This is a genomic window from Rhizobium sp. NPDC090279, from assembly GCF_044769665.1.
Lineage (GTDB): Bacteria > Pseudomonadota > Alphaproteobacteria > Rhizobiales > Rhizobiaceae > Rhizobium.
The window spans coordinates 380,934-403,795 of the sequence record NZ_JBIVYI010000001.1 but is presented as its reverse complement, the minus strand read 5'-3'; the positions used below and the strand labels follow the sequence as shown (position 1 = coordinate 403,795).

The following is a 22,862-nucleotide window of genomic DNA, read 5'->3' as shown; positions in this document are numbered from 1 at the left end:
GCTATCGGCGCTCGGCGAGGTAGTCGTGAACGACTTCGCCAAGGCCGAGGGTCAAATCGGCAGTGAAATGAACGGCGGAAACCACTTCGAGAACGGGCAGCCGCGCGACATCGGCCATGACGTGTGGCCTCAGATCGAGGGCGGCAGGCGAGGTCCAGGCTTCCTTGATGGTGATATCGGTCAAATAATAGCGCACCAGCTCGCAGATGCGGGGCGTTGCATCGACATGCGGCACGATCTTGATCAGGAAATTCGGCTCCGACAGAGCGGACAAAAGCGGTCCTTGATCGACCGGCTTGTGCTTGTAGCCCATCGTTCCGGTGGCGCAGAGGACGCTGCCATAATGCAGCGTACCAACGATGACTTCGCCCTCGTTGACGATCTTCGGACTGGCAAGCTTCTTCGGAAAGCCCCAGATTTCACGGCCACCGGTGATCGGCGCATCGTCATCGAGATACATAGAGTGGACATAACCACCCTTTTGTCCGCGATATGTCACCGGGATGACCTGTCCGGTCTCGGTATAGTCGCCGAAGCCGGTGGAATCGGGCATGCGGATGAATTCATACTTTACCAGCGGCTCGTCGATCTCGAGCGGCGCGGGCACGACGGCCTCAAGGGCCTCGCGTGTCGTGCGGTAGGTAATGATGATGTATTCTCGATCGAAGAACCTGTAGGGTCCTGGGGGATAGGAGGGATTGGTCAGCGGCATTGCATAGGCATGTTTGAGAATGTCTTCGACCTTCATCATATTTTCCGTCGCTAGAGAAAATCGCCGGGCACCATTGCGGAAATTTGCACGGTTGCATGACAATGAAGTGTCAGGCGCCGGACGGTTGCGGCGCGGGGCCTGACCGCCACTGTAATCAAAGCGACATACGAGGCTGGCAGTGTGCGCTCATCTTGAGCATTTCCCTTTATCCAACCATGTCATAGCGATTGCGGGAGTAGCATAATGGGTTCGTTGACTTCGAAGAATGCGCTGGTCACCGGTTCGACGAGCGGTATCGGGCTGGCGATTGCCCGCGCCTTTGCCGCCGAGGGCGCGAATGTGACGATCAACGGCCTCGGCGATGCCGATGCGATCGAAAAGGAACGCGCAGCCATCGAAGCCGACTTCGGCGTGAAGTGCCGTTACTCCGGCGCCAATATGATGAACGGCGAGGAAGTGACATCAATGGTGCGCGAAGCCGAGGAAGCCTTCGGCAGCCTCGATATTCTCGTCAACAATGCCGGCATCCAGTTTGTCGCGCCGATCGAGGAATTTCCCGATGACAAGTGGGAAGCGATCATCCGCATCAACCTGCTGGCCGCTTTCTATGCCATCAAGGCGGCCATTCCCGGCATGAAGGCGCGCAAATGGGGCCGCATCATCAACACATCCTCGGCGCACGCGCTGGTCGCCTCCCCCTTCAAATCGGCCTATGTCTCCGCCAAGCACGGCATTACCGGCCTGACCAAGACCATCGCCCTCGAAACCGCGCAGAACGGCGTGACCGTCAATTCCATCGCGCCTGGCTATGTCTGGACGCCGCTGGTCGAAAAGCAGATCCCCGAGACGATGAAGGCACGCAACATGACGGAAGAGCAGGTCAAGCACGATGTGTTGCTGGCCGCCCAGCCGACGAAGGAATTCGTGACCGTCGACGAAGTGGCCGCCATCGCCGTCTTCCTGTGCGGCGACGCCGCGAAGCAAATTACCGGCACGACGCTTTCCGTCGACGGCGGCTGGACCGCCGAATAATGTCAAAGCCACAGCCGGCACGTGCATGAGCAGCGTGCCGGCTTTCTGCGGCTTCAGGGCTGCAGCATCAACATGAAAACAGAGCAGGAGGCGCACAATGACCGAAGAGACCCAGGACCCGCTCAGCCGTATCAAGGATGAGATCGTCGACAGCTTTGACGAAGAGCTGGAGCTGCAGCTCGAAGAGGACCGCCTCGACGAGCTGGTTGCGGAAGGCCTTATCAGCGAAGGCGAGGCAACGCTCGACCGCCGGCTCTATTTCCGCGAACTCTTCCGCCTTCAGCATGAGCTGGTGCGCCTGCAGGACTGGGTGCAGTACAAGAAGCTCAAGGTCGTCGTGCTGTTCGAGGGCCGCGATTCCGCCGGCAAGGGCGGCGCCATCAAGCGTGTCACCCAGCGCCTCAATCCACGCGTCTGCCGCGTCGTCGCATTGCCGGCACCGACCGAGCGTGAGCGGCATCAGTGGTATTTCCAGCGTTACACCGCTCATCTGCCGACCGCTGGCGAAATGGTACTGTTCGACCGCAGCTGGTATAACCGCGCCGGCGTCGAACGCGTCATGGGTTTCTGCTCTCCGGATGAGCTGGAAGAGTTTTTCCGCTCCGTGCCGGATTTCGAGCGGATGCTGGTTCGCTCCGGCATCATCCTGCTCAAATACTGGTTCTCGATCACCGACGAGGAGCAGGAATTCCGCTTCAACATGCGCATTCAGGACCCGCTGAAGCAGTGGAAGCTTTCGCCGATGGACCTGCAGAGCCGGGTGCACTGGGAAGAATACACCAAGGCCAAGGAAGAGATGCTGGAGCGCACGCATATTCCGGAAGCGCCGTGGTGGGTCGTCCACGCCGTCGACAAGAAGAGAGCACGCCTCAATTGCATCGCTCATCTTCTGAATCAGATTCCCTATGAAAACGTGCCGAAGCCGGAAATCGTCCTGCCGGAGCGCCTTCGCCACGAAGACTACCACCGCACCCCGGTGCCGCCGGAAATGTACGTGCCGGAGATCTACTGACCATATCGATAGGACGGGCTCGCCTTGGTGGGCCCGTCATCTGCCAAAGACTATGGCAAGCAGCCCCTCAACTGATAATATGATGCGAATCTAAAATTCGTGCCGTCGGCTGAGGAGACCGTCATGACTGCGCCGCATCCCTCGAAAACGCATATCGGCAACCACGCCCTCCATCCCGAAACCCAGATGCTGAATTACGGCTACGACCCGGAGCTTTCCGAGGGCGCGGTCAAGCCGCCTGTTTTCCTGACCTCCACCTTCGTCTTCAAATCGGCCGAGGACGGACGTGATTTCTTCAATTACGTCTCCGGCCGCACGGAGCCGCCGGCAGGCACCGGCGTCGGCCTCGTCTATTCGCGCTTCAATCACCCCAACAGCGAAATCGTCGAGGATCGTCTCGCTGTCTATGAAAAAGCCGAAAGCGGCGCGCTGTTTTCCTCGGGGATGTCAGCGATCGCCACCACCCTTCTCACCTTCGTCCGCCCCGGAGACGCAATCTTGCATTCCCAACCGCTCTACGGCGGCACGGAAACGCTGATCGCCAGGACATTCCTCAATCTTGGCGTCGCCGCCGTCGGGTTCGCCGATGGCGTCAGTGAAAGCTCCGTCATGGCAAGCGCCGAGGAAGCCATGTCCAAAGGCCGCGTCTCCGTCATTCTCGTGGAAACGCCGGCCAACCCGACGAATAGCTTGGTCGATATCGCGATAATCCGCCGCACTGCCCAGACGATCGGCAAGAAGCAGGGACATACGCCGATCATCGCTTGCGACAATACGCTGCTTGGTCCTGTCTTCCAGCGACCGATCGAGCATGGTGCGGACATCTCCCTTTATTCGCTGACCAAGTATGTCGGCGGCCATTCGGACCTGATCGCAGGTGCGGCCCTCGGCTCAAAGGCCATCATCAGGCAGGTCAAGGCATTGCGCGGCGCGATCGGCACGCAGCTCGACCCGCATTCCTGCTGGATGCTCGGCCGCTCACTGGAAACGCTGCAGATCCGCATGGAGCGGGCAAACAGCAACGCCCGGGCCGTGGCCGATTTCCTGCGCGATCATCCGAAGGTCGAGCAGATCCACTATCTGCCCTATACCGATCCATCATCTCCAACGGGCCGCACCTTCGCGGCCCAGTGCAGCGGTGCAGGCTCCACCTTCTCCTTCGACATCAAGGGCGGCCAGCCGGCATCGTTCAAATTCCTGAACGCGCTGCAGATCTTCAAGCTCGCCGTCAGCCTCGGCGGCACGGAATCGCTGGCGTCCCATCCGGCAACCACGACACATTCCGGCGTGCCTGTGGATGTACGCCACCGTATCGGCGTGCTGGAATCGACGATCCGCCTGTCGATCGGGATTGAGCATCCCGACGACCTGATCGCCGATCTGGCGTCTGCACTCGACGCTGCGTGATAGATAGCGAAGCCATAAGATTGGCACGCGGTAGTTCGCTCTTGCGAGCTACCGGCCGCCGTTAGTCATCCGGCCATACTTCGATATCCGAATCGAGACTATAGTGCGTGCCGTCGTGCCAGACATAGGCGATGACGAGGTCCTTCTTGCCGGAGCCCGCGACAACCTCGTAGCGACACATCAGGCGGTACGGCCCCTTCTTGTTGCGAAGCACGCCGCGTTCAGTGGTGAACGTGCCCGCGCCGTCATCGACCTCGCCCGTAACCTTCAGCTTCGCATCCCCGCGCAATTTTCGCAGCTCAGTCTGGGCGACATCCGGAGGTGCGCACGCGCCGTCGATTTCCGGAGGTGTTCCCGTTCGTTCCAGCACCACCTCCCATCGCCCGCCAGCCAGACGGAACGGTAGGTTCTGGATGAAATCGCGCCCTTCGGCAGTCAGCGAGCAAAGGCGAGTGGTCGCCGGTTGCCCGAAAGCAGGAACGCAGCCGACGAATTCACGGATTCGAGGAAGGCCGGGTTTCACCCGGTCGAGGGCTTGCTGCAACTGCTCCTTGGTCGGAGACAAAGCCGTTTCGGACGCAGCTCGCGCCTGTGCCAAAGCCATCCCCAAAGCGACAGCCACAATCGGCAGAAAGGCGCAACGCAGAAAGACATTGGTGTTCATAGATCGGACCAAAGCATATTTCGGCTCTCGAAACTATGCCGCGCCCAGTGACAGCAACAAGACATTCAGAGCCTGTGATCAACTCTCGAAATCGCCGAACACATCCTGCAGGCGGGTCAGCAGCTCGACGCGCTCATCGACCTTGCCGCGGAGCAGAACGAGGATGTTGCTGAGAAGCAGATCCATCACCGCGGTCATAGTCGCGGCCCCATCCCAAAGCGGGCCGTGCGAACCGGGTATGACAAGCGAGACATCCGACACCTCTTCCGCCCAGGGGCAAAATTCATCGGTCAGCAGGATGACCTTGACGCCGGCACGGCGAGCCTCCTCCGCCAGCGGCCTTGCCTTGGATGCGAAGCGACGAACATCATGAAGGAAGAGCACACGCCCATCCACGGAGCCGTCGAGCAATTCTGAATAGGTGCCGTTAAGGCCGTCCATGAAGGCGACGCGTGGCCGGGTATAGGAAAGCTGCGCGGCGAAGTATTGGGCGATGCCTCGAACGTTCTGATAGGCGGCGACATAGACCTCGCTCGCCGAAATCAAGGCATCGACCGTCTGCTGCCATTGCGGCGCGGTCGTCAGCTCGTAGATCATGCCGAGATTGTCGACCTGCTGCTGCAGCAGTCCGGCGAGAAACTTGCCATCGCGCAGGTCTTCCTGGAAACGGTCCAGCGACCCCTTGATCTGCCAGGCCGGATTGGAGCGGCCGCCGCGTCGCAGCGCCGCCTTGAGCTCGTCGAGACCGTCGAAGCCGAGCCGCCGCAGATAGCGGCCGACCGTCATCTGCGAGATTTCAAGCCTGGCTGCGATGGATTTGGCGGTCTCGAAGGGAAGCTCGGCGATATTGCGCTCGATGTAGCTGGCGATCAGCTTGTCGGATTTCGACCTGCGCATGTCGGCGCTCTGCACGAGCTTCAAGATATGCTTCGACAATCTTCCCTCCGGTGAAGCTCCGCCCGCGACCGGGCGGAGTATCGTTTTGCAATATTACTGCGCTGTTTTGACTTTCGTCCATGCACGATCGAACTGACGCAGACCACTGCCTAGATCCTCGAAGATCTGCAGGCGCTTCATGGTCTCGTCAGTCGGATTGATCTCCTTGCTATTCTTGATGTTTTCCGGCGTCAATTGGCGGGCCGGAACGTTGGGCGTGCCGTTGGTCTGCTGCGAGACATTGAGCGCGGCAATTTCCGGGCGCGTGTAGAATTGCTGGAACCTGATTGCGTTGGCCTTGTTCGGCGCGGTCTTCAGCACGCACATGTCTTCCTGATACATGGTCGCGCCTTCCTCCGGAATGACATAGCCAAGATCCTTGGGGTTGCCGAAGACGTTGATCATCGAACCGACGAAGAAATGAGCGGCGGCAATATCGCCGGATTCGACCATCGGGCGGGAGTCATAGGTAAAGGCCGCGACGTAGGGCTTCATGTCGATGACCGTATCGGCTGCCTGCTGCAATTCCTCCGGCTTGGTCGAGTTGACTGAATGACCATTGAGCATCAAGCCGACGCCCAACACCTCGCGCATGTCATCCAGCAGCGTGAACTTCAGGTGCTTGGCCTTGACCGTCGCGACCAGATCCTTCCAGCCGGTGATATCCTTGCCGAGAACCCTGCGGTTATAGAGAATGCCGACCGTGCCGAAGGCGTAAGGCAGGCAATATTCGCCCTTCGGATCGCTCTTGGCGCGCAGGAAGCGAGGATCGATATTCTTGAAACCTGCATAAGTATCGATATCGGTCTTCTCCAGCAGGTTCAGCTTGGCCATGATTTCCTGCATATGCACCGACGGGAAGACAATATCGTAGCCCGTCGCGCCACCCTGGATCTTGGCAAGCATTTCCTCGTTCGACGAATAGGTCGAGAGATTGACCTTGATCTTGGTTTCCTCCTCGAACTTCTGAAGGACGGCCGGATTGATGTATTCGCCCCAGTTATAGATGTTAAGCTCATCGGCTAGCACCGTTGTGGGCAGCAATGCGGTAAGCGCAAAGAGACCCAGGCGCCGGAACGCGCCTTTCAAAATCATCATTTCTGTTCCCCTTGGTAGGATTATTGTCCCTTCGGCGCGTTTGGTCCGGCCTTTCTCGGAAGCTGTAACCGACCGCACTGAGGGCGTTGACTTCGACGAAAAAATGATATCAACATATCTAAATCACGCAAGAGTTAATTTAATAACATTTCGGGGAACGACGAATGCGAGATGCGATCGTGCGGCTGGCCTCAGCCGCAAAGGCCTTTGCGACTCCCGAGGGTCGGCAGGTCAAGGCATTGGACGGCATCGATCTTGAGATCGGCCGCAATGAATTCATTACACTTCTTGGGCCGTCCGGCTGTGGCAAGACCACGCTTCTGCAGGCGATCAGCGGCTTTGTCGAACTGGATACGGGTCGCATCATGATCGACGGCGATGACATGACGGATCGACCGCCCTATCGCCGGCCGGTCAATACCGTCTTCCAGAATTACGCGCTCTTTCCGCACATGAGCGTCGGCGAGAATACCGGCTATGCCCTTGAGGCCGCCGGCGTCGGCAAATCCGAACGCATCGAACGGGTGCGATCGGTGCTGAAGATGGTCGGCCTGGAAGACATGGAAGGTCGCCTGCCGCGACAATTGTCGGGCGGCCAGCAGCAGCGCGTGGCGCTTGCCCGCGCCATCGTCGCACGGCCGAAGGTGCTGCTGCTCGATGAGCCGCTATCGGCGCTGGACCGGCATCTGCGCGAGACGATGCAGCTTGAGCTGAAGAACCTGCAGCACGAACTCGGCATCACCTTCATCTTCGTGACGCATGACCAGCAGGAAGCCCTGACCATGTCGGATCGCGTTGCGGTGCTTGCCGAGGGGAGAATCCAGCAGCTCGACACGCCGCTGGAGATCTACGACCACCCGACCAATACCTTTGTGGCGAGCTTTATCGGCGCCAGCAACCTCTTCGAAGGCAGCAGCGACGGTGAGAACTTCATGACAAGAGAAGGCACGGCGATCAGACATGCTCCGGGAATAACGCCCGCGAGTAAGGGGGCAGCCGTTGCGCTCATCCGCCCGGAGAACTTCTTCCTCTCAACCTCTGCCGACAGTTGCCCGGCAATCGACGTCACTGTCGAGCAGATCGTCTATGTCGGCTCGTCCTTCGAGGTCTTCGGTCGGATGGCGGGTGGGCGCAAGCTCATGGCACAGGTTCCAGCCGCGCAGCGGGGCGCTGTCGGCTCGCTTGCCGCCGGTCAAACGGCGCGCTGGCATTATGATCCAGCCAGCGTCCACCTGATCACCGCGAGGGAGGCCGCCTGATGACGATTGCCGCACGCCGGCGTTTTCAGCTCGGACTGTTGCTCGGGCCTGTGACGCTTTTCCTGCTGATCTTCTTCCTCGTGCCGCTCGGCATCATGGTGGTGACGAGCTTTCTTGCGCCTGGCCTCTATGGCGGCGTCGAATGGAGCTTCTATCCCGATAATTTCGGCCGCATCCTGGGCTTCGCCAATCCGCAATTCGAGGAATATGATCCGGTCTATATCGCCATCTTCCTTCGCTCGATCCGGATTGCAGCTTTGACTGTCGTGGCGACGTTTCTCGTCTGCTATCCGGCCGCTTTCTACATCAGCCGCTTGCCGGACAAATGGAAGAATTTCTGCCTCTTCCTCATCACCCTGCCGTTCTTCTCGAGCCTGATCGTGCGGCTCTTCGTCTGGGTCATGATCCTGCGTCCGACCGGGTTGATCAACAATACGCTGATGGCAACGGGCGTGATCTCGGCACCGATGGAGATGATCTACACCGATGGAGCGATCATCCTCGGCATGGTCTACGTCTTCATCCCGTTCATGTTCATGCCGATCTATGCCAGCATCGAAAAACTCGACTGGCGGCTCGTTCAGGCGTCGCTGGATCTCGGTGCTGGCCCCATCCGGACCTTCTTCCGTATCGTCCTGCCCCTCACCACGCCTGGGATCATCGGCGGCTCGGTCATCGTCTTCATTCCCGCGCTCGGCAATTTCGTCGTGCCTGCGGTGCTCGGCGGCGCCAAGGTGATGATGCTCGGCAACCTCATCGAGGGACAGTTCCTCTCGGCGCGCAACTGGCCCTTCGGCTCGGCGCTCGCCATGATGGTGATGGCCGTGATGCTCGTCCTGCTTCTCGCCTATGTCATGCTATCCGGCCGTCGCAATGCGACCGCAGCGCTGACGGCATGAGGAGGGTTTGATGAAGATTATACGCACCCTCTTCAACGGCGGCCTGGCGCTCTACACGCTGCTGTTCTTCGCCTTCATCTACATTCCACTCGTGCTGATCGCCGTTTATTCGTTCAACACCAACCCAGTCAATATGATGAGCTGGAGCGGCTTCACTACCGACTGGTACGCGCAGGTCTTCGGCTTCAAGACGGCAGTCTCGGAAAACGCGCTCTATATCGAATCGACCGACCAGCTCATTGCCGCCGTCTTCAACAGCCTGAAGATTGCCTTCACAACGACTGTGATCTCGACCCTACTCGGCACCGCCATGGCAATCGCGCTTCACCGGTTCAATTTCTTCGGCAAGCGCTTCTATCAGGTCGCCATGTTCATGCCGATGCTGATGCCCGATATCGTTCTCGGCATCGCTCTTCTGATCTTCTTCGTCAGCGCCGGTATCCAGCTTGGCCTGATGACCATCATCATCGGCCAATGCACCTTCCTGACCTCCTACGTCTTTATCGTCGTGTCGGCGCGGCTCGCCGGTATGGACCGGACACTGGAAAACGCCTCCGCCGATCTCGGCGCCAATGAGTGGATGACGTTCCGCCGCGTGGTGCTGCCGCAGCTGATGCCGGGCATACTCGGTGGCGCGCTGCTTGCCTTCATCATCTCGATGGATGACCTGGTGATCACCTATTTCATCGCCGGCGTCGATGTGACGACATTGCCGATGTTCATCTTCGCCATGCTCCGTCGCGGCATCAAGCCGGAGATCAATGCCATCGCCGTGATGATGCTGACCTTCTCCTTCCTCGTAGCCTCGCTTGGCCTCTATCTCCGCTCCCGGCAGAAATGACATGACAACAAAAGCAACCATCCGCAAACCGCGTGGCCGCGAACTCGGCCTGCCCTTTACCGGCCGCACCGGCACGAACAATGCCATCACCGATGTCGCCGGCATCGGCGTCGGCTTTCGCACCATCATCGAGAACGAGCCGCGTCCCGGCCGCAAGCGGCCGACGCGCACCGGCGTGACCGCCATCCTGCCGCATATGGACTCAGAAACTCCCGTCCCCGTCTATGCCGGCATGCACCGCTTCAACGGCAACGGCGAGATGACCGGCACGCACTGGATCGAGGACGGTGGCTACTTTCTCGGTCCCGTCGTCATCACCAATACACATGGCGTCGGCATGGCGCATCACGCCACCATCAGATGGATGATCGAGCGATATGCCTCGACCTACCAGACCGACGACTTCCTCTGGATCATGCCCGTTATTGCCGAGACCTATGACGGCGCGCTGAATGACATCAACGGGCTGCACGTCAGCGAGGCCGACGTACGAGCGGCGCTCGACAGCATTGCGGCCGGTCCGGTGCAGGAAGGCAATTGCGGTGGCGGCACCGGCATGATCACCTACGGCTATAAGGGCGGGACGGGCACATCCTCCCGCATCGTCGAGTTCGATGGCCGCAGCTACACGATCGGGACGTTAGTGCAGGCCAACCATGGCCAGCGCGACTGGCTGACGATTGCGGGGGTGCCAGTCGGCCAGCACATGCAGGACGGTACGCCGCAGAGCCAGCTTCAGGAGCGCGGCTCCATCATCGTCGTCATCGCCACCGATCTGCCGCTAGCGCCGCACCAGCTCAAGCGCCTTGCCCGCCGCGCATCCATCGGCATCGGCCGTAACGGCACGCCAGGCGGCAACAACTCCGGCGACATCTTCCTGGCATTCTCGACCGCGAATGCCCATCCGATGGCGCACAGAGCCAATGGCCACCTACCCCTGGAAATCGTCAACGACGAACCGCTGGACCCGGTCTACATGGCTACGGTGGACAGCGTCGAGGAAGCAGTCGTCAATGCGATGCTGGCGGCCGAGGATATGGGTGGGACGCCCTACGACCGTTTCCGGATTCAGGCCATTCCCCATGAACGGCTGGCCGAGCTTATCCGACAATATGGCCGGACGGGCGCGTAAAAATACCCTGCCAAGCGAGAGAAGGCTGGCCGTCCGCGTCGTGGCTCAATCACATACGGGCGGCATGGCGCTCAAACGGGCTCGATCGCCGGACGACCGTCTCCTCCAAAAGCGCCTGCAGCCAGTCGGCAAAGACCTGAACGCGACGGGAGAGATGCCTGCGGTGCGGATAAAGCAAAGTCATCTGCAGCGGCTCCGCGCGATAGTCCGGCATCACTTCGACTAGCTCTCCCGCCTCCAGATGCAGCCGCAGGTCATAGGCCGGATTCTGGATCAGCCCAAGACCCGCGACGCAGCAGGCGATATAGGCCTCGGCGCTGTTGACGGTCACGCGCCCGCGCATCGGCAGGCTGCGCGACGCGCCGTCCTCCATCCACTCCCAAGGCTCGATCCGTCCGGTCGAGGGCGACGCGTAATTCACGGCCCAATGACGGTCGAGATCTTCTGGCCTCTGCGGCGAGCCATGCTTCGCTAGATAGTCGGGGCTGGCGACATTGATGAGCGGCAGTTTTCCGATCGGCCGGGCAATCAGCCCGGAATCGACGAGCGGCCCGACGCGCAAAACACAATCGACGCTGTCCTCCACCAGATTGACGGCACGGTCTGTGACGCCGAGATCCACTTCGATATCGGGAAACTGGTCGAGAAATGATGGCAGCGCTGGCGCGATGATCAGCCGGCCGATGCGGCCCGGTACGTCCGTGCGCAGCTTGCCTGATGGTTTGGCGTCGCTCTGGCGAAACAGGCCTTCCGTCTCCTCGACGTCGGCAATGACCCGCAGACAACGATCATAGAAAGCCGCACCATCCTGAGTGGGCGATACTCTGCGTGTGCTGCGATGAAGCAACCGAGCGCAGACGCGTCCCTCCAATTCAATGACGGCCGCAGAGACCGAGGAACGCGGCAGGCCGAGCGTGTCCGCCGCGCGGGTGAAGCTGCTGCACTCCACGACGCGCGTAAAAATTCTGAAAAGGTCGATGCGATCCAAATCTAATCCACCATTGTCCGTCAATTCTGACAGATGATGTCAAATTAGCCCGCTTTATCGGAGAATTCCAGACGATAGATTTGCTTCAGGAAGGGCGGCACGGTGCCGTCCCACCTTCCGAAGGAGGCTCATCCATGACCGACCATTCCATCAAGGGAAAAACCGTCATCATCGCCGGCGGCGCAAAGAATCTTGGCGGCCTGATCGCCCGCGATTTCGCAGCGCATGGCGCAAAGGCGATCGCCATCCACTATAACAGCGCCTCAACGAAGGCCGATGCCGAGACGACGGTTGCAGCCGTCAAGGCTGCCGGTGCTGAAGCCGCCGCATTCCAGGCCGACCTCACGACCGCAGATGCGGTCGAGAAACTCTTTGCCGAGGCTGTCGCCGCTTTTGGTCGCCCGGACATTGCGATCAACACCGTCGGCAAGGTGCTGAAGAAGCCGATCGTCGACATATCGGAGGCCGAATATGACGAGATGAGCGCCGTCAATTCAAAATCGGCCTTCTTCTTCCTCAAGGAAGCCGGCAAGTCGCTCAATGACGACGGCAAGATCTGCACGCTCGTCACGTCGCTGCTCGGTGCTTTCACGCCGTTCTATTCGAGCTATGCGGGCACCAAGGCGCCGGTGGAGCATTTCACGCGGGCCGCTGCCAAGGAATTCGGCGATCGCGGCATCTCGGTGACGGCGATCGGCCCCGGCCCGATGGACACGCCCTTCTTCTACCCGGCAGAGAGTACCGACGCGCAGGCCTATCATAAGGGTGCGGCGGCACTTTCGAAGTTTTCGAAGACCGGCCTTACCGACATCGAGGATATCGTCCCCTACATTCGCTTCCTCGTCAGCGAGGGTTGGTGGATGACCGGGCAGACCATTCTGGTCAACGGCGGCTACACGACCAAGTAAGCGGACCGAACCGGCTTACCGGCCACAGGCGAGCCGTTCTATTCGGACGACTCGTTCAGCTTGGCGACGCGCAGAGCGTCGCTGAGCTCCATTCTGGCCGTGCCGATCAACTGCTCCATGGCAAAGCGGGCGGCATCGGGTCGGCGCATGCGGATTGCATCCAGAACATCCTGATGGCGGGCAATCGCATATTCATGCGACTGGCTGGCCCGGTTGGTCAGGCGGAAACTGGCAAGCAGGGCGGCCCGGATGGCGGTAGCGAACTGACGAAAGACCCAGTTGCCGCTGGCATTGATGATGGCGGTGTGAAACTCCAAATCCGCCTGGCTCCACGCCTCATTATCCCTGGCATTGGCGGCCACCATGTCCTCGAAAGCCTCGGCAATCTGAGCGAGCTGCTTTGCAGTGGCGTTGGCCGCCGCCTGGGCTGCGGCGGCGGGCTCCAGCACCTGGCGCGCATCGAGCAGGGAATCGTAGAAGCTGCGGTCGTTGCTGAGCGCGAGCGTCGCGTCGAGAACCAGCGGGTCCAGATAGTTCCAGTTTTCCCGCGGAAGAACCGTGGTGCCGGCGCGCGTGCGCGAACGCACCATTCCGAGCGCCGAAAGATATTGCATGGCCTCGCGCAGGCTGGTGCGGCTGACGCCATAGACCTCGGAAAGCTCGGCCTCGTTCGGAAGGATCGAGCCCTCGACAAGCGCGCCCGAAACGATCTGGCCGATGAGCTTCTTCAACAGCTCTTCGCGCACGGTGCGCCTTCCCTGTTCGGGCGCGGCCCCGCTCTGCGTCCGTAAAGATCCCACACGCGTACTCATCCCTTGCACTCCCTTCCGCTGCCCGGCAGCGATCATGAGCGGCACCATGCCCAGACATCAATGCGCAACTGCAAGTCCGGCAAACTTCTCCCGGGAAATCTGGTCACACGCGACTGCCACGCCCTGCCGCCGACGAACGCAGGTTGTCAAGCAGAACGGCGATCAACAGAATGCAGCCGCGCACCAGATATTGATAGAAGGCCTGGATATTGAGCAGGTTCATGACGTTCTCGGCTATGCCCATGATGAGGACGCCGACGATCACACCGGTCATTGCCGCGCGACCGCCCGCGAGAGAGACGCCGCCAAGCACGCAGGCCGAGATGACGGAGAGTTCGAGACCGGTTGCGGCGTTCGGCTGGCCCGACGTGATGCGCGAGGCAAGCAGAATGCCGGCAATGGCGCAGACGAGACCCTGCAGAGCGAAGATCCAGATCCGCATGTTGACGACATTGACGCCGGCAAGACGCGAGGCTTCGGGGTTGCCGCCGATTGCCAGCGTGTTCTTGCCGAAAACGGTGCGATTGAGCGTGAAGCCGAAGATGATGAAGAGCGCCACCATGATCCAGATCGGCGTCGGCACGGTGAGGAAGCGCGACAGTGCCAACTGATAGAAAGCCGGATCGTTGATGCCGACGGCGCGGCCGTCCGAGGCGATCAAGGCCAGACCGCGCACGATCTGCATGGTGGCGAGCGTCGTGATCAGTGCATTGATGCGGAACTTGGCGATGACGACACCGTTGACGACGCCGACGACGCTGCCTGAGATCAGCGCCGCGAGCAGGCCCAGCGGGATGGAGCCGGTGGAATTCGACACCATGACGGCAATCATGCCCGAGAAGGCGACGGTCGAACCGACCGACAGGTCGAAGTCGCGCGAGGCAAGGCAGAACATCATGGTGCAGGCGACGATGCCGATCGTCACCACAGACTGCAGCAGGCCTAGCATGTTGCGCTCGGTCAGGAAGCTCGGAACGAAGAGCGAGACGATCACGAAGGCGATCGCGAAGATCACCACCAGACCCTGTTCGCCGAGAAGGATTTTTTTCAACGAATTCATCACTACTGTTCCTGAATTAGATTGTGCCGGCGGCGTTCTTGTCGGGCAGGGCCGCGGTCAGAATGGCCCGCTCGTCGAAATCGGCGCGGATGACATTGGCTGCGACGCGGCCCTGGCACATGACCATGATGCGATCGGAAATACCCATGACCTCGGGAAGCTCGCTGGATATGACAACGATCGCCATGCCGCCAGCCGCCAGCTCATAGAGAATTTCATAGATTTCCGACTTGGCGCCGACATCGATGCCGCGCGTCGGCTCGTCGATGACGAGAACCTTGACGCCCTGCTCGGAAAGCCAGCGGCCGAGGATGACCTTCTGCTGGTTGCCGCCCGAAAGATTGACGATATCCTGCTTGCGCGAGGGCGTGCGAACCCTGAGCTTGGCGATGAACTGATCGGCGACCGAAGCTTCCTTCTTCGGGTTGAGGATGCCGAAGGGCGAGAAATGCCGCCGCGAGGAGATGGCGATGTTTTCCTCGATCGACCGTCCCTGAATGATGCCGTCGAACTTGCGGTCCTCCGGGCAGAGCACCATGCCGGCGCTGATGGCGGCCTTCGGGTTGTTCGGTGCAACGGCGACGCCGTCGATCGAGACGCTCCCCCGATGGCGATGATCGGCGCCGTAGAGGAGGCGAGCCATCTCGCTTCGGCCGGCGCCGATGAGACCGAAGAAGCCGAGGATTTCGCCCCTGCGCACCGAGAAACCGACCGGATTGCGCAACTTCGAGCCAGAGAGTTCTTTGGCTTCGAGACGCACCTCGCCGAGCGGACGTTCGCGCCAGCCCCAGATATTGCTGATCTCGCGACCCACCATCTGCGAAATGATCTGCTCGCGCGTCGTATCGGCAATTTTCGGATGATGTGCGGCGAGTTTGCCGTCACGCAGCACGGTGAGGCTGTCGCAGAGCCGGAAGATTTCATCCAGGCGATGCGAGACATAGAGGATGACCGTGCCATTGGCTCTCAGCCGGTCAATCAGGGAAAACAGGATTTCGCTTTCGCGCGAGGATAACGAGGAGGTCGGTTCGTCGAGCGCGATCACCCGCGCATCGACCATGACGGCCTTGGCGATCTCCACCATCTGGCGCGCGCCGATCGACAGCGAGGAGACTTTAGCTGCAGGATCGACGTCGATGCCGATTTCCTTGAGCTTGGTGCGAACGGTCTCGACCAGTGTCCGGCCGTCGATCACACCGGCCTTGCCGGGAAAACGACCGAGCCAGAGGTTTTCGGCAACGGTCAGCTCCGGCACCAATTGAAGCTCCTGGTGGATGACGATGACGCCGGCATGAAAGGCATCGCGGACCGAACTATAATGCTGCTCCACCCCATCGATGACGATGCTGCCCGTATCTGCCGATTGATCGCCTGAGAGAACGCGGATCAGCGTCGATTTGCCGGCGCCGTTTTCGCCCATCAGCCCATGCACGGCGCCTCTTTCCACATTGAAGGAGACGTCGGACAGCGCCTGGACGCCCGGATAGCCCTTGGAAATGCCCTTGAATTCAAGGAAAGCCATGATCGCTCCATCGAGAGAAGGTCCGGCGGCATCGACACGGCCGCCGGACGAAAATCATCCTTTGCGGACAATCATTCGATGCCGAGATCCTTGCGCACCTTTTCGTAGTCGCCGCGCAGCGCCAGGGAACCGGAAGTGAGCGTCAGCTTCGGCGGCTCCTTGCTGTTGGCGATCCAGTCATACATGTTGAGCGCCGTCTCGTAGCCATGGCGCTTCGGCGAGATGATGACCGTGCCGAAGAAGCCGGTCGCGGCGGGCTTCTTGAACTCGTTGATCGCCGAATCCGCGCCGCCGATGCCGACCCCGATCATGTTGGCTGCAGGAATGCCGACCGATTCCGAGGCGCGGACGGCGCCAAGCACGGCTTCATCGTTGAGGCCGAAGGCGACCCAGTACTTGATGTCGGCATGCTTGTTGAGAACCGTGGTCGCGGCGTTGAGCGCGGCTTCCGTATCGGTCTTGGCCTGCGGCGCGTCGAAGATGTTCGCAGCCGGGAAGCCCGCCGCCTTCAGCACCGAGATTGCGCCTTCGACGCGGTCGACGGCGGTCGGCAGCTGATCGTAGGAGACGCGGATCGCACCGACATTCTTCATGTCCCAGCCGCGCTTCTTGATTTCGTCGACAATCGCCTGACCGACCGTTTCGCCGATCTTGGTGGCGGAAATGCCCATATGCGGCACATCCTCGAGCGGCTTGCCCTCGGCATTCACCAGGCGGTCATCAACGGTCATCAGCTTCAGCTGGTTGGCAGCCGCCTTGGCGACGATACCCGGGCCGAGCTTGACATCAGGCGTGCAGATGATGAAGCCCTGCGCTCCCTGCGCACCGAGATTGTCGATCGCCGACTGAACCTTCTCACCATCCTCGGCACCGATCTTGACGAGGGTGAAGCCCTTCTCCTTGGCGGCCTGGTCTGCGAACTTCCATTCGTCCTGGAACCAGGGCTCTTCAGGTTGCTTCACGATGAAACCGATCTTGACGTCCTCGGCGAAAGCCGAGCCCGCCGCCAGAACGGCAAAGGTGCCTGCAAGGATTGCCGCTTTGAAAAAGCGCATGATCTCTCTCCCTTTGTTTGCGTGCTCCCTTCCATCTCCCGGGAGCTGCTCGACTTGCCTAAGATATATTGTAATACGAGTCAATTATTTGTATAATAATTAAATCGCATTCACAGCCCATCGGAGCCGAAGCCTTGAATATGAAAAAACATCATACACGTCAATATTTATGTATGATTATTTCTGTGGCTATGTGACCATCATCATTCAAATTTCATTTCAAGAGTGGCGATATTGAAGGTATTTCAGAAATTATCAGCAAAATGACTGCGGCGTCGCTAAAATAAATCGTATATATCCATTGACATGGAACAAGGCGAATATAGGCTGCCCAGCCATTCGACATCGGCCTTGATTGTGAGGGGAAGGCAACCGCCCAATGACCATCATCGATTTGCAGGACGGTTCGCTTTCGGCTCGCGTATCAACCTCTGGCGGCACGTTACTTGATTACTCCTGGGCGGTGGATGGCCACAGGATTGCACTATTGCGACCCGCTCCGGACGATGCCGAAGCATCCGCCTCCGCCTGCTATCCCCTCGTTCCCTTTGGCAATCGCATACGCAACAATCGCTTCGCATTCGAGGGACGCGACTACAAGCTCCGGCCGAACACGGCCTCAGATCCTCACTACCTGCATGGCGACGGCTGGCAGGCGGAATGGTCCATTCTTTCCCGCCAGAGCAACGAATTGCAGATCGGCTTTCGCCAGCGCGAGGGCGATACGCCCTATGGCTACGAAGCGAAGCAGACAATCGTGCTGTCAGCCGAAGGGCTGACGCTTCGGATGAGCGTGGAAAATACCGGCAAGGACGCTCTGCCCTTCGGGCTTGGCTGGCACCCCTATTTCCCGATGACCCCTCAAACGACGCTCTTTGCGCCGGCGCAACGATTTTGGACGGAGACGGAGGGCTGGCTGCCGGGAGAACATGCCGACATTCCGGCCGATCTCGACTTCTCCAAGCCTTCGCCCCTGCCCCGTCGCTGGGTCAACAACGGCTTCGAGGGATGGAACGGCGAGGCGGAGATCGTCTGGCCGGAGAGACATGCCAGCCTGCTCCTGACCGCCGATGCCTCGGTCAGGCACGCATTCATCTTCATTCCCGACACAGACTTCAACCCGGCCTTTCGCCAGGATTATTTCTGCTTCGAGCCGATGTCCCACATCGCCAATGGTCACAATCTTCCCGACCTCGGCGATTTGAAGATCCTGCAGCCGGGAGAGACCCTTGCAGGGTCGATCCGCCTGCGGCCACAAAGATATCCGCAATAACCCATGACTGGCTGGCTACCGGAATTTCCGCACCAGCTCAAAGAGGAACAATGAATGCCAAATCGCCTTTCTGGAAAACGGGTTTTCATTACCGGAGCCGCGCAGGGGATCGGGCTGGCCATCGCCGAGGCGTGCGCGGCCGAGGATGCGCGCCTCTTCCTCATCGATCGCGACGAAGCCCTGCTGGAACAGGCCGCCGGCGCGCTGAAGGCAACCGGCGCCCACCTTGGCTATCAGGCGGCCGACATCATCGACGCCGAAGCGATGCGCGCGGCCGTGGCTAGAGCTGCCGGCGAGATCGGCAGCATCAATGCGCTCGTCAACAATGCCGGCGTCAACGTCTTTGCCGAACCGCTGCAAACGACGGATGAAGACTGGCAGCGTTGCTTCGACATCAACCTCAAGGGTGCCTGGAACTGTTGCCGGTCCGTCCTGCCAGACATGATCGCCCGGGGTGGCGGCGTCATCCTCAACATCGCCTCGACCCACGCCTTCACGATCATCCCCCACACCTTCCCCTATCCGCTTGCCAAGCATGCGCTTCTTGGCATGACCAAATCACTGGGGATCGAATACGCGTCGAAGAATGTGCGCGTGAACGCTCTTGCGCCTGGCTATGTCGCAACGCAGAAGGCCATCGATTATTGGAACAGCTTTCCCGATCCGGAAAGGGCCAAGGCAGAGACGATGAAGCTGCATCCGGGCGGTCGCATCGCCACCCCGCAGGAGATCGCCATGGCAGCGGTCTTCATGATCTCGGACGAATGCCCCTTCATGAATGCCGCGAGCCTGACCGTGGACGGCGGCTTGAGCGTGTTACAGCATCAATAGCACGGGAAACGAAGACGCCGCTACGGTCACGCAACGGCGCTATTCTCCCGCGAAGGCGGGCGGAACGCCTATCGCGATCTAAGCTGGGCAATCGAGAGCATGAGGTCCGCGCTCATGCCCGTCCCGGAACCACGAGTGAGAATGGCGGAAGCGGGCGAGGTCGTGTTCGCGCCATTTGCCGCATCATAGACGGCGGAGAAGCGCTTGAGCAGATTGTTCACCTTGCCGGCATCATGCAGGTCCTTGATCGGGAAAAGCTTTTCCAGCATCGCCGCCTGGCGGGTCACGTCCATGTTCGACATGGATGCCGGCAGCGAATAGGTCGTCTTGATCACATTGTAGAGCGCCGGGTCGGACATGATGTCGTAGACGGAATTGACCTGCGGCGCCTTTCGCTGGAAATAGAGCGCAAGGCGGACGCCCTCGTTGGAGCCCCCCTGCTGCGTTTCCAGGGTCTGGTGAAGATAGAGATCGTTGGTGGCGAGGCGCGCGCCCTTGTTCTGTCCCGACTCGATCTTGGCTGTCGTCAGATTTCCCTTGGCGTCGAAGTTGAAGACATTCACCATTGCCTTGAACTGCTGGCCCGCCTGCGTGTTCAAGAAGCCCTTGGCATCCTCCGGGTCGGCGGTGAATGCCTTCTTCAAGGCGCTCTTGTCGACCGACTTCGGGTCGATATTGTTCGCGACGAGGATAAACTCCGTCAGCTTCTTGTCCGCCAGGAGGTCATCGACCGTCTTGACCTTGGCGATCGACTTGCTGAATTCGGTCGCCGCGTCCTTGGCATCCTTGACCGCCTTGTCCCGCATCTCGCCGGTCAGTCCGAAGGTTTTCGACTTCGAATAGGCGGAAATGAGGCTGTTGATCGAGGTCTGGGACAGGGCCGCGACCGGCTCCCGCAAATTGCCCTTGCTGTCGAAATTGAACGCCTTCGCAAGCTCGACGAATCTGTCGTCCTTCAGCGAGTTGACATAGCTCTTGCTGTCATAGGGATCGCTCTCCAGGATCTTGCGCAGTTGATCCCTGGAAACCTCGTTCTTGCCGATCCCGAAGGCGCGAAGCGCCATATCCTCGATGGTCGGAAGGTTCTTGCTCTTCGTGTCGTTGGCGGCAAAGAAGTCTTCGATCGTCTTTATTTTACCGACCGCGGTCTTGTAGTGCTTCTCGGCATCGCCGAACAGGGCCTGTTTCGCACCCTTGGTCTGGTTCATATATTTGGTGGAGATATCATCGATAGCCTGTGGCGTCTGCGCGGGCTGACCGGCCGGCAACGTTCCGTCGGAGGCGAACTTGAAGTGCGAAACCATATCCGTCATTCCGGTCACGGCGGCATAGTCGGCATTGGTAAAGGCGAGGTTGAACTGGACCGGCGTGAGCTTGGGATTGAGATTGAATGCGGTCTTTATGTAGGAAAACAGCCTGTTGTCGCCGGTGATGTCGCTGATCGACTGAACTTTCGTAATCGCCTGGCGATAGTATTCGTCATTGCTGGTGGCCGCAGCCGGGGTCAACAGGCTTGGAACCATGTTGTCATAGCGCGAGATGATGGCTTCCTTCTGCTGTGTCGTCTGCGCAGTGGCACCAGAAAGCGTTCCGTCGGCATTGAAGCCGAATTGCGACGCGATCAGCTTGTATGTCGCCTGGGTTGCGACGGAAGAGAAGTTGCTCGCCGTGTTGACGAAGCTGTTGGGATCGTTGACATCGCTGGTCAGAACCGACTTCATGAACGTCTTCGATACATTGTCCGAATTTAAGCCGTGCGCCCGTAGAATATAATCGGTCATTCTACTGCTGTTGACGATATCGTCGACATTCGACACCTTATCGATCCAGCTATCGTAGAACTTGCTTTCCTTCTTGGCCGAGGTCGTTTCATTGGCAAAGGATTGCTCATAGAGCCCGATCGTATCGGTTTTCTGAGAATCGCTCTGCGCCGATTGATTTTTGGACTTGCTGCCAAAATTGAAAGCCGCGGCGAATTGCCGATAGCGGCTGTCCGTCAATTTGTTTGCAAAACTGCTCGTGTCGCTAAGGTCGCTGGTCAGGACCTTTTTCATGAAGGCCTTGGCGTAGGTCATATCCTCGAGGCCATAGGCCTTCATCGCATAGCTGTAGAGCTTGTAGTCGCTCAGAAACTCGTCGACGTTCTTAACCTTGCCGATATGCGTATCGTAATATTGCTGATCGCTTTTGACCGTCGCCTGCTTGGCGATGCGCGCAAGCGTCGATGCCATGTCCTTTGTCGCGGACACATAGCCGAGATACGTCGAAATCATAGATCGCCCCCACAGCGCAGTTCATCGGTATTCGCCCCGCATGGACTATCGCAACCAGACCTTGCGCGAGGCTAGACCGGCAATCTATGGCCTATTTCGGTGGAACAGCGCGATGGACTGGATCGAGGAACTCCCGTCGACAATTCTTTCGGCCAGCACGCCTCTTGCCAGAAGATCCGGCAATCATGGCTCCGTAGGGGACTGTTGCGAGAAAAATGCGAGCGCGGCCGCCCCGACAAGCCCTGAATTCTGCCCGAGCGCTGCGCGCACGACCCTGACATCGCGAAATGCCGGCATTGCCCACTGCGTCACATACGCTTGAATACGCGGCTGCAGCCGCTCGAACTGCTCGGACAGGCCGCCCCCCATGATGACGATTTCTGGGCTGAAAATATGGATGAGATTTACAAACCCACGTCCCAGAATGTCCGCCTCCTCATCGACGAGCACATTGGCAAGCGGATCGCCGTTGTCCGCCGCGGCAAAGACGCTGCGGCTGTCGAGCGCTTCACCGCCACTTGCGAGGGAGGTTTCCTTACATTCGGCAATCCGCGCGCGCGCCCGTTTGGTGAAGGCGGTTCCCGACGCATAGGCCTCGAAGCACCCCTTGCCGCCGCAGGAACACACCAATCCATCCGGAACGATGGACATATGGCCGACATGGCCGGCCATTCCCTTGCGGCCGCGCACCACTCGTCCATCCGCTACGATGCCGCCGCCAATGCCGGTGCTGACCGTAACATAGACGAGGCTCTGGAAACCCCGACCGGCGCCGAATTGCCATTCGCCGATCGCGGCCGCTATACCGTCGTTTTCGAGGCGGACAGGAGGCGACAAGCGCTTCTGCAATTCCTCGCGCAAGGGATAGTTCGAAAAGCCGCGCAATGTCGGAATGTCCAGCGCCAATCCCAGCTCCGTATCGAGCGGACCCGGCGCCGATACGCCGATACCCGTAATGGCGGATGGATCGCAAACCGAAAGCAACGTGTCGACAAGACCGCAGATCTGGCCGAGCACCCGATCCGGTCCCGCCTGTGCGTCCGTGCGCTCCTCCATCCGTTGGTGAATGTTGCCGCGCTCATCCACCGCCGCCGCGCGGACCTGCGTTCCGCCCAAATCAATCCCGATCGCGAACCGGCTCACTCGTT

The 22,862-nt window shown here is 59.7% G+C and carries 21 protein-coding genes; 10 read left to right on the top strand and 11 right to left on the bottom strand.

The genetic code is table 11. The features are described 5' to 3' along the window. Nucleotide 1: 1 nt before the first annotated feature. Nucleotides 2-748 (bottom strand): acetoacetate decarboxylase, encoded by a 747-nt coding sequence (locus ACIQWP_RS01840; protein WP_402781453.1) that lies wholly within the window; start codon nucleotides 746-748, stop codon nucleotides 2-4. A gap of 207 nt (nucleotides 749-955) precedes the next feature. Between ACIQWP_RS01840 and ACIQWP_RS01835 the strand changes: the two genes are divergently transcribed. From ACIQWP_RS01835 to ACIQWP_RS01825, 3 genes are all read left to right on the top strand, one after another. Then, the gene (locus ACIQWP_RS01835; RefSeq protein ID WP_402781450.1) at nucleotides 956-1,744 is read left to right on the top strand and encodes a 3-hydroxybutyrate dehydrogenase; all 789 of its coding nucleotides are present in this window, start codon (nucleotides 956-958) and stop codon (nucleotides 1,742-1,744) included. A gap of 97 nt (nucleotides 1,745-1,841) precedes the next feature. Beyond that, nucleotides 1,842-2,756 carry a polyphosphate kinase 2 gene (gene ppk2 / locus ACIQWP_RS01830; RefSeq protein WP_402781447.1) on the top strand — a complete coding sequence of 305 codons (915 nt, stop codon included), beginning with the start codon at nucleotides 1,842-1,844 and terminating at the stop codon, nucleotides 2,754-2,756. A 123-nt stretch (nucleotides 2,757-2,879) separates the two neighbouring features. Further along, nucleotides 2,880-4,163, top strand: a complete 1,284-nt coding sequence (locus ACIQWP_RS01825) for a cystathionine gamma-synthase family protein (RefSeq protein ID WP_402781444.1) — start codon at nucleotides 2,880-2,882, stop codon at nucleotides 4,161-4,163. A gap of 61 nt (nucleotides 4,164-4,224) precedes the next feature. Here ACIQWP_RS01825 and ACIQWP_RS01820 read toward each other — a convergent pair whose 3' ends face one another. The 3 genes from ACIQWP_RS01820 to ACIQWP_RS01810 form a co-directional block, all read right to left on the bottom strand. Further along, nucleotides 4,225-4,761, bottom strand: coding sequence for a hypothetical protein (locus ACIQWP_RS01820; RefSeq protein ID WP_402781441.1), 537 nt, complete (start codon nucleotides 4,759-4,761; stop codon nucleotides 4,225-4,227). A 144-nt stretch (nucleotides 4,762-4,905) separates the two neighbouring features. Next, nucleotides 4,906-5,763, bottom strand: a complete 858-nt coding sequence (locus ACIQWP_RS01815) for a MurR/RpiR family transcriptional regulator (RefSeq protein ID WP_402781438.1) — start codon at nucleotides 5,761-5,763, stop codon at nucleotides 4,906-4,908. Nucleotides 5,764-5,817: 54 nt separating this feature from the next. Continuing rightward, nucleotides 5,818-6,861: a spermidine/putrescine ABC transporter substrate-binding protein gene (locus ACIQWP_RS01810; protein ID WP_402781435.1), complete on the bottom strand. Its 1,044-nt coding sequence runs from the start codon at nucleotides 6,859-6,861 to the stop codon at nucleotides 5,818-5,820. Between the two features lie 164 nt (nucleotides 6,862-7,025). Here ACIQWP_RS01810 and ACIQWP_RS01805 point away from each other — a divergent pair, with 164 nt between their 5' ends. From ACIQWP_RS01805 to ACIQWP_RS01790, 4 genes are read left to right on the top strand one after another with little or no spacing between them, the layout of a single operon-like run. Next, nucleotides 7,026-8,120, top strand: coding sequence for an ABC transporter ATP-binding protein (locus ACIQWP_RS01805; protein WP_402781432.1), 1,095 nt, complete (start codon nucleotides 7,026-7,028; stop codon nucleotides 8,118-8,120). Next, a complete protein-coding gene (locus tag ACIQWP_RS01800; protein WP_402781429.1) occupies nucleotides 8,120-9,019 on the top strand; it encodes an ABC transporter permease in 900 nt (299 codons plus the stop codon). Before ACIQWP_RS01805 ends, ACIQWP_RS01800 begins: the two co-directional genes overlap by 1 nt. A gap of 10 nt (nucleotides 9,020-9,029) precedes the next feature. Further along, nucleotides 9,030-9,860, top strand: a complete 831-nt coding sequence (locus ACIQWP_RS01795; RefSeq protein ID WP_402781426.1) for an ABC transporter permease — start codon at nucleotides 9,030-9,032, stop codon at nucleotides 9,858-9,860. Between the two features lies 1 nt (nucleotide 9,861). Next, nucleotides 9,862-10,992: a P1 family peptidase gene (locus ACIQWP_RS01790; protein WP_402781423.1), complete on the top strand. Its 1,131-nt coding sequence runs from the start codon at nucleotides 9,862-9,864 to the stop codon at nucleotides 10,990-10,992. 49 nt (nucleotides 10,993-11,041) lie between these two features. On the opposite strand, the gene ACIQWP_RS01785 is transcribed toward ACIQWP_RS01790, so the two are convergent. Continuing rightward, nucleotides 11,042-11,980: a LysR family transcriptional regulator gene (locus ACIQWP_RS01785; protein WP_402781420.1), complete on the bottom strand. Its 939-nt coding sequence runs from the start codon at nucleotides 11,978-11,980 to the stop codon at nucleotides 11,042-11,044. 134 nt (nucleotides 11,981-12,114) lie between these two features. On the opposite strand from ACIQWP_RS01785, the gene ACIQWP_RS01780 reads away from it, so the two are divergent. Beyond that, nucleotides 12,115-12,888: an SDR family oxidoreductase gene (locus ACIQWP_RS01780; RefSeq protein WP_402781417.1), complete on the top strand. Its 774-nt coding sequence runs from the start codon at nucleotides 12,115-12,117 to the stop codon at nucleotides 12,886-12,888. A 38-nt stretch (nucleotides 12,889-12,926) separates the two neighbouring features. On the opposite strand, the gene ACIQWP_RS01775 is transcribed toward ACIQWP_RS01780, so the two are convergent. From ACIQWP_RS01775 to ACIQWP_RS01760, 4 genes are all read right to left on the bottom strand, one after another. Next, nucleotides 12,927-13,700, bottom strand: coding sequence for a FadR/GntR family transcriptional regulator (locus tag ACIQWP_RS01775; RefSeq protein ID WP_402781414.1), 774 nt, complete (start codon nucleotides 13,698-13,700; stop codon nucleotides 12,927-12,929). Between the two features lie 103 nt (nucleotides 13,701-13,803). Then, nucleotides 13,804-14,760: an L-arabinose ABC transporter permease AraH gene (araH, locus tag ACIQWP_RS01770; protein WP_402781411.1), complete on the bottom strand. Its 957-nt coding sequence runs from the start codon at nucleotides 14,758-14,760 to the stop codon at nucleotides 13,804-13,806. A 16-nt stretch (nucleotides 14,761-14,776) separates the two neighbouring features. After that, the gene (gene araG / locus ACIQWP_RS01765) at nucleotides 14,777-16,282 is read right to left on the bottom strand and encodes an L-arabinose ABC transporter ATP-binding protein AraG (protein ID WP_402781408.1); all 1,506 of its coding nucleotides are present in this window, start codon (nucleotides 16,280-16,282) and stop codon (nucleotides 14,777-14,779) included. A 71-nt stretch (nucleotides 16,283-16,353) separates the two neighbouring features. Then, entirely contained in the window at nucleotides 16,354-17,337 is a 984-nt protein-coding gene (locus ACIQWP_RS01760; protein ID WP_402781405.1) for an arabinose ABC transporter substrate-binding protein, read from the bottom strand. Nucleotides 17,338-17,716: 379 nt separating this feature from the next. Between ACIQWP_RS01760 and ACIQWP_RS01755 the strand changes: the two genes are divergently transcribed. Together ACIQWP_RS01755 and ACIQWP_RS01750 are read left to right on the top strand one after the other, a co-directional pair. Next, nucleotides 17,717-18,610 (top strand): aldose 1-epimerase, encoded by an 894-nt coding sequence (locus tag ACIQWP_RS01755; RefSeq protein WP_402781402.1) that lies wholly within the window; start codon nucleotides 17,717-17,719, stop codon nucleotides 18,608-18,610. A gap of 54 nt (nucleotides 18,611-18,664) precedes the next feature. Continuing rightward, the gene (locus tag ACIQWP_RS01750) at nucleotides 18,665-19,441 is read left to right on the top strand and encodes an SDR family oxidoreductase (RefSeq protein WP_402781399.1); all 777 of its coding nucleotides are present in this window, start codon (nucleotides 18,665-18,667) and stop codon (nucleotides 19,439-19,441) included. Nucleotides 19,442-19,509: 68 nt separating this feature from the next. Here ACIQWP_RS01750 and ACIQWP_RS01745 read toward each other — a convergent pair whose 3' ends face one another. Next, nucleotides 19,510-21,714 (bottom strand): DUF1217 domain-containing protein, encoded by a 2,205-nt coding sequence (locus ACIQWP_RS01745; protein WP_402781397.1) that lies wholly within the window; start codon nucleotides 21,712-21,714, stop codon nucleotides 19,510-19,512. 183 nt (nucleotides 21,715-21,897) lie between these two features. Next, nucleotides 21,898-22,857 carry an ROK family protein gene (locus tag ACIQWP_RS01740; RefSeq protein ID WP_402781394.1) on the bottom strand — a complete coding sequence of 320 codons (960 nt, stop codon included), beginning with the start codon at nucleotides 22,855-22,857 and terminating at the stop codon, nucleotides 21,898-21,900. Between the last annotated feature and the right edge of the window lie 5 nt (nucleotides 22,858-22,862).

Bases quoted from the DNA above. Each gene is read 5' to 3' on its own strand.
- ACIQWP_RS01840 (WP_402781453.1), bottom strand. From the start codon at position 748: ATGAAGGTCGAAGACATTCTCAAACATGCCTATGCAATGCCGCTGACC.
- ACIQWP_RS01835 (WP_402781450.1), top strand. From the start codon at position 956: ATGGGTTCGTTGACTTCGAAGAATGCGCTGGTCACCGGTTCGACGAGC.
- ppk2 (WP_402781447.1), top strand. From the start codon at position 1,842: ATGACCGAAGAGACCCAGGACCCGCTCAGCCGTATCAAGGATGAGATC.
- ACIQWP_RS01825 (WP_402781444.1), top strand. From the start codon at position 2,880: ATGACTGCGCCGCATCCCTCGAAAACGCATATCGGCAACCACGCCCTC.
- ACIQWP_RS01810 (WP_402781435.1), bottom strand. From the start codon at position 6,861: ATGATGATTTTGAAAGGCGCGTTCCGGCGCCTGGGTCTCTTTGCGCTT.
- ACIQWP_RS01805 (WP_402781432.1), top strand. From the start codon at position 7,026: ATGCGAGATGCGATCGTGCGGCTGGCCTCAGCCGCAAAGGCCTTTGCG.
- ACIQWP_RS01800 (WP_402781429.1), top strand. From the start codon at position 8,120: ATGACGATTGCCGCACGCCGGCGTTTTCAGCTCGGACTGTTGCTCGGG.
- ACIQWP_RS01795 (WP_402781426.1), top strand. From the start codon at position 9,030: ATGAAGATTATACGCACCCTCTTCAACGGCGGCCTGGCGCTCTACACG.
- ACIQWP_RS01790 (WP_402781423.1), top strand. From the start codon at position 9,862: ATGACAACAAAAGCAACCATCCGCAAACCGCGTGGCCGCGAACTCGGC.
- ACIQWP_RS01780 (WP_402781417.1), top strand. From the start codon at position 12,115: ATGACCGACCATTCCATCAAGGGAAAAACCGTCATCATCGCCGGCGGC.
- ACIQWP_RS01775 (WP_402781414.1), bottom strand. From the start codon at position 13,700: ATGAGTACGCGTGTGGGATCTTTACGGACGCAGAGCGGGGCCGCGCCC.
- araH (WP_402781411.1), bottom strand. From the start codon at position 14,760: ATGAATTCGTTGAAAAAAATCCTTCTCGGCGAACAGGGTCTGGTGGTG.
- araG (WP_402781408.1), bottom strand. From the start codon at position 16,282: ATGGCTTTCCTTGAATTCAAGGGCATTTCCAAGGGCTATCCGGGCGTC.
- ACIQWP_RS01760 (WP_402781405.1), bottom strand. From the start codon at position 17,337: ATGCGCTTTTTCAAAGCGGCAATCCTTGCAGGCACCTTTGCCGTTCTG.
- ACIQWP_RS01755 (WP_402781402.1), top strand. From the start codon at position 17,717: ATGACCATCATCGATTTGCAGGACGGTTCGCTTTCGGCTCGCGTATCA.
- ACIQWP_RS01750 (WP_402781399.1), top strand. From the start codon at position 18,665: ATGCCAAATCGCCTTTCTGGAAAACGGGTTTTCATTACCGGAGCCGCG.
- ACIQWP_RS01745 (WP_402781397.1), bottom strand. From the start codon at position 21,714: ATGATTTCGACGTATCTCGGCTATGTGTCCGCGACAAAGGACATGGCA.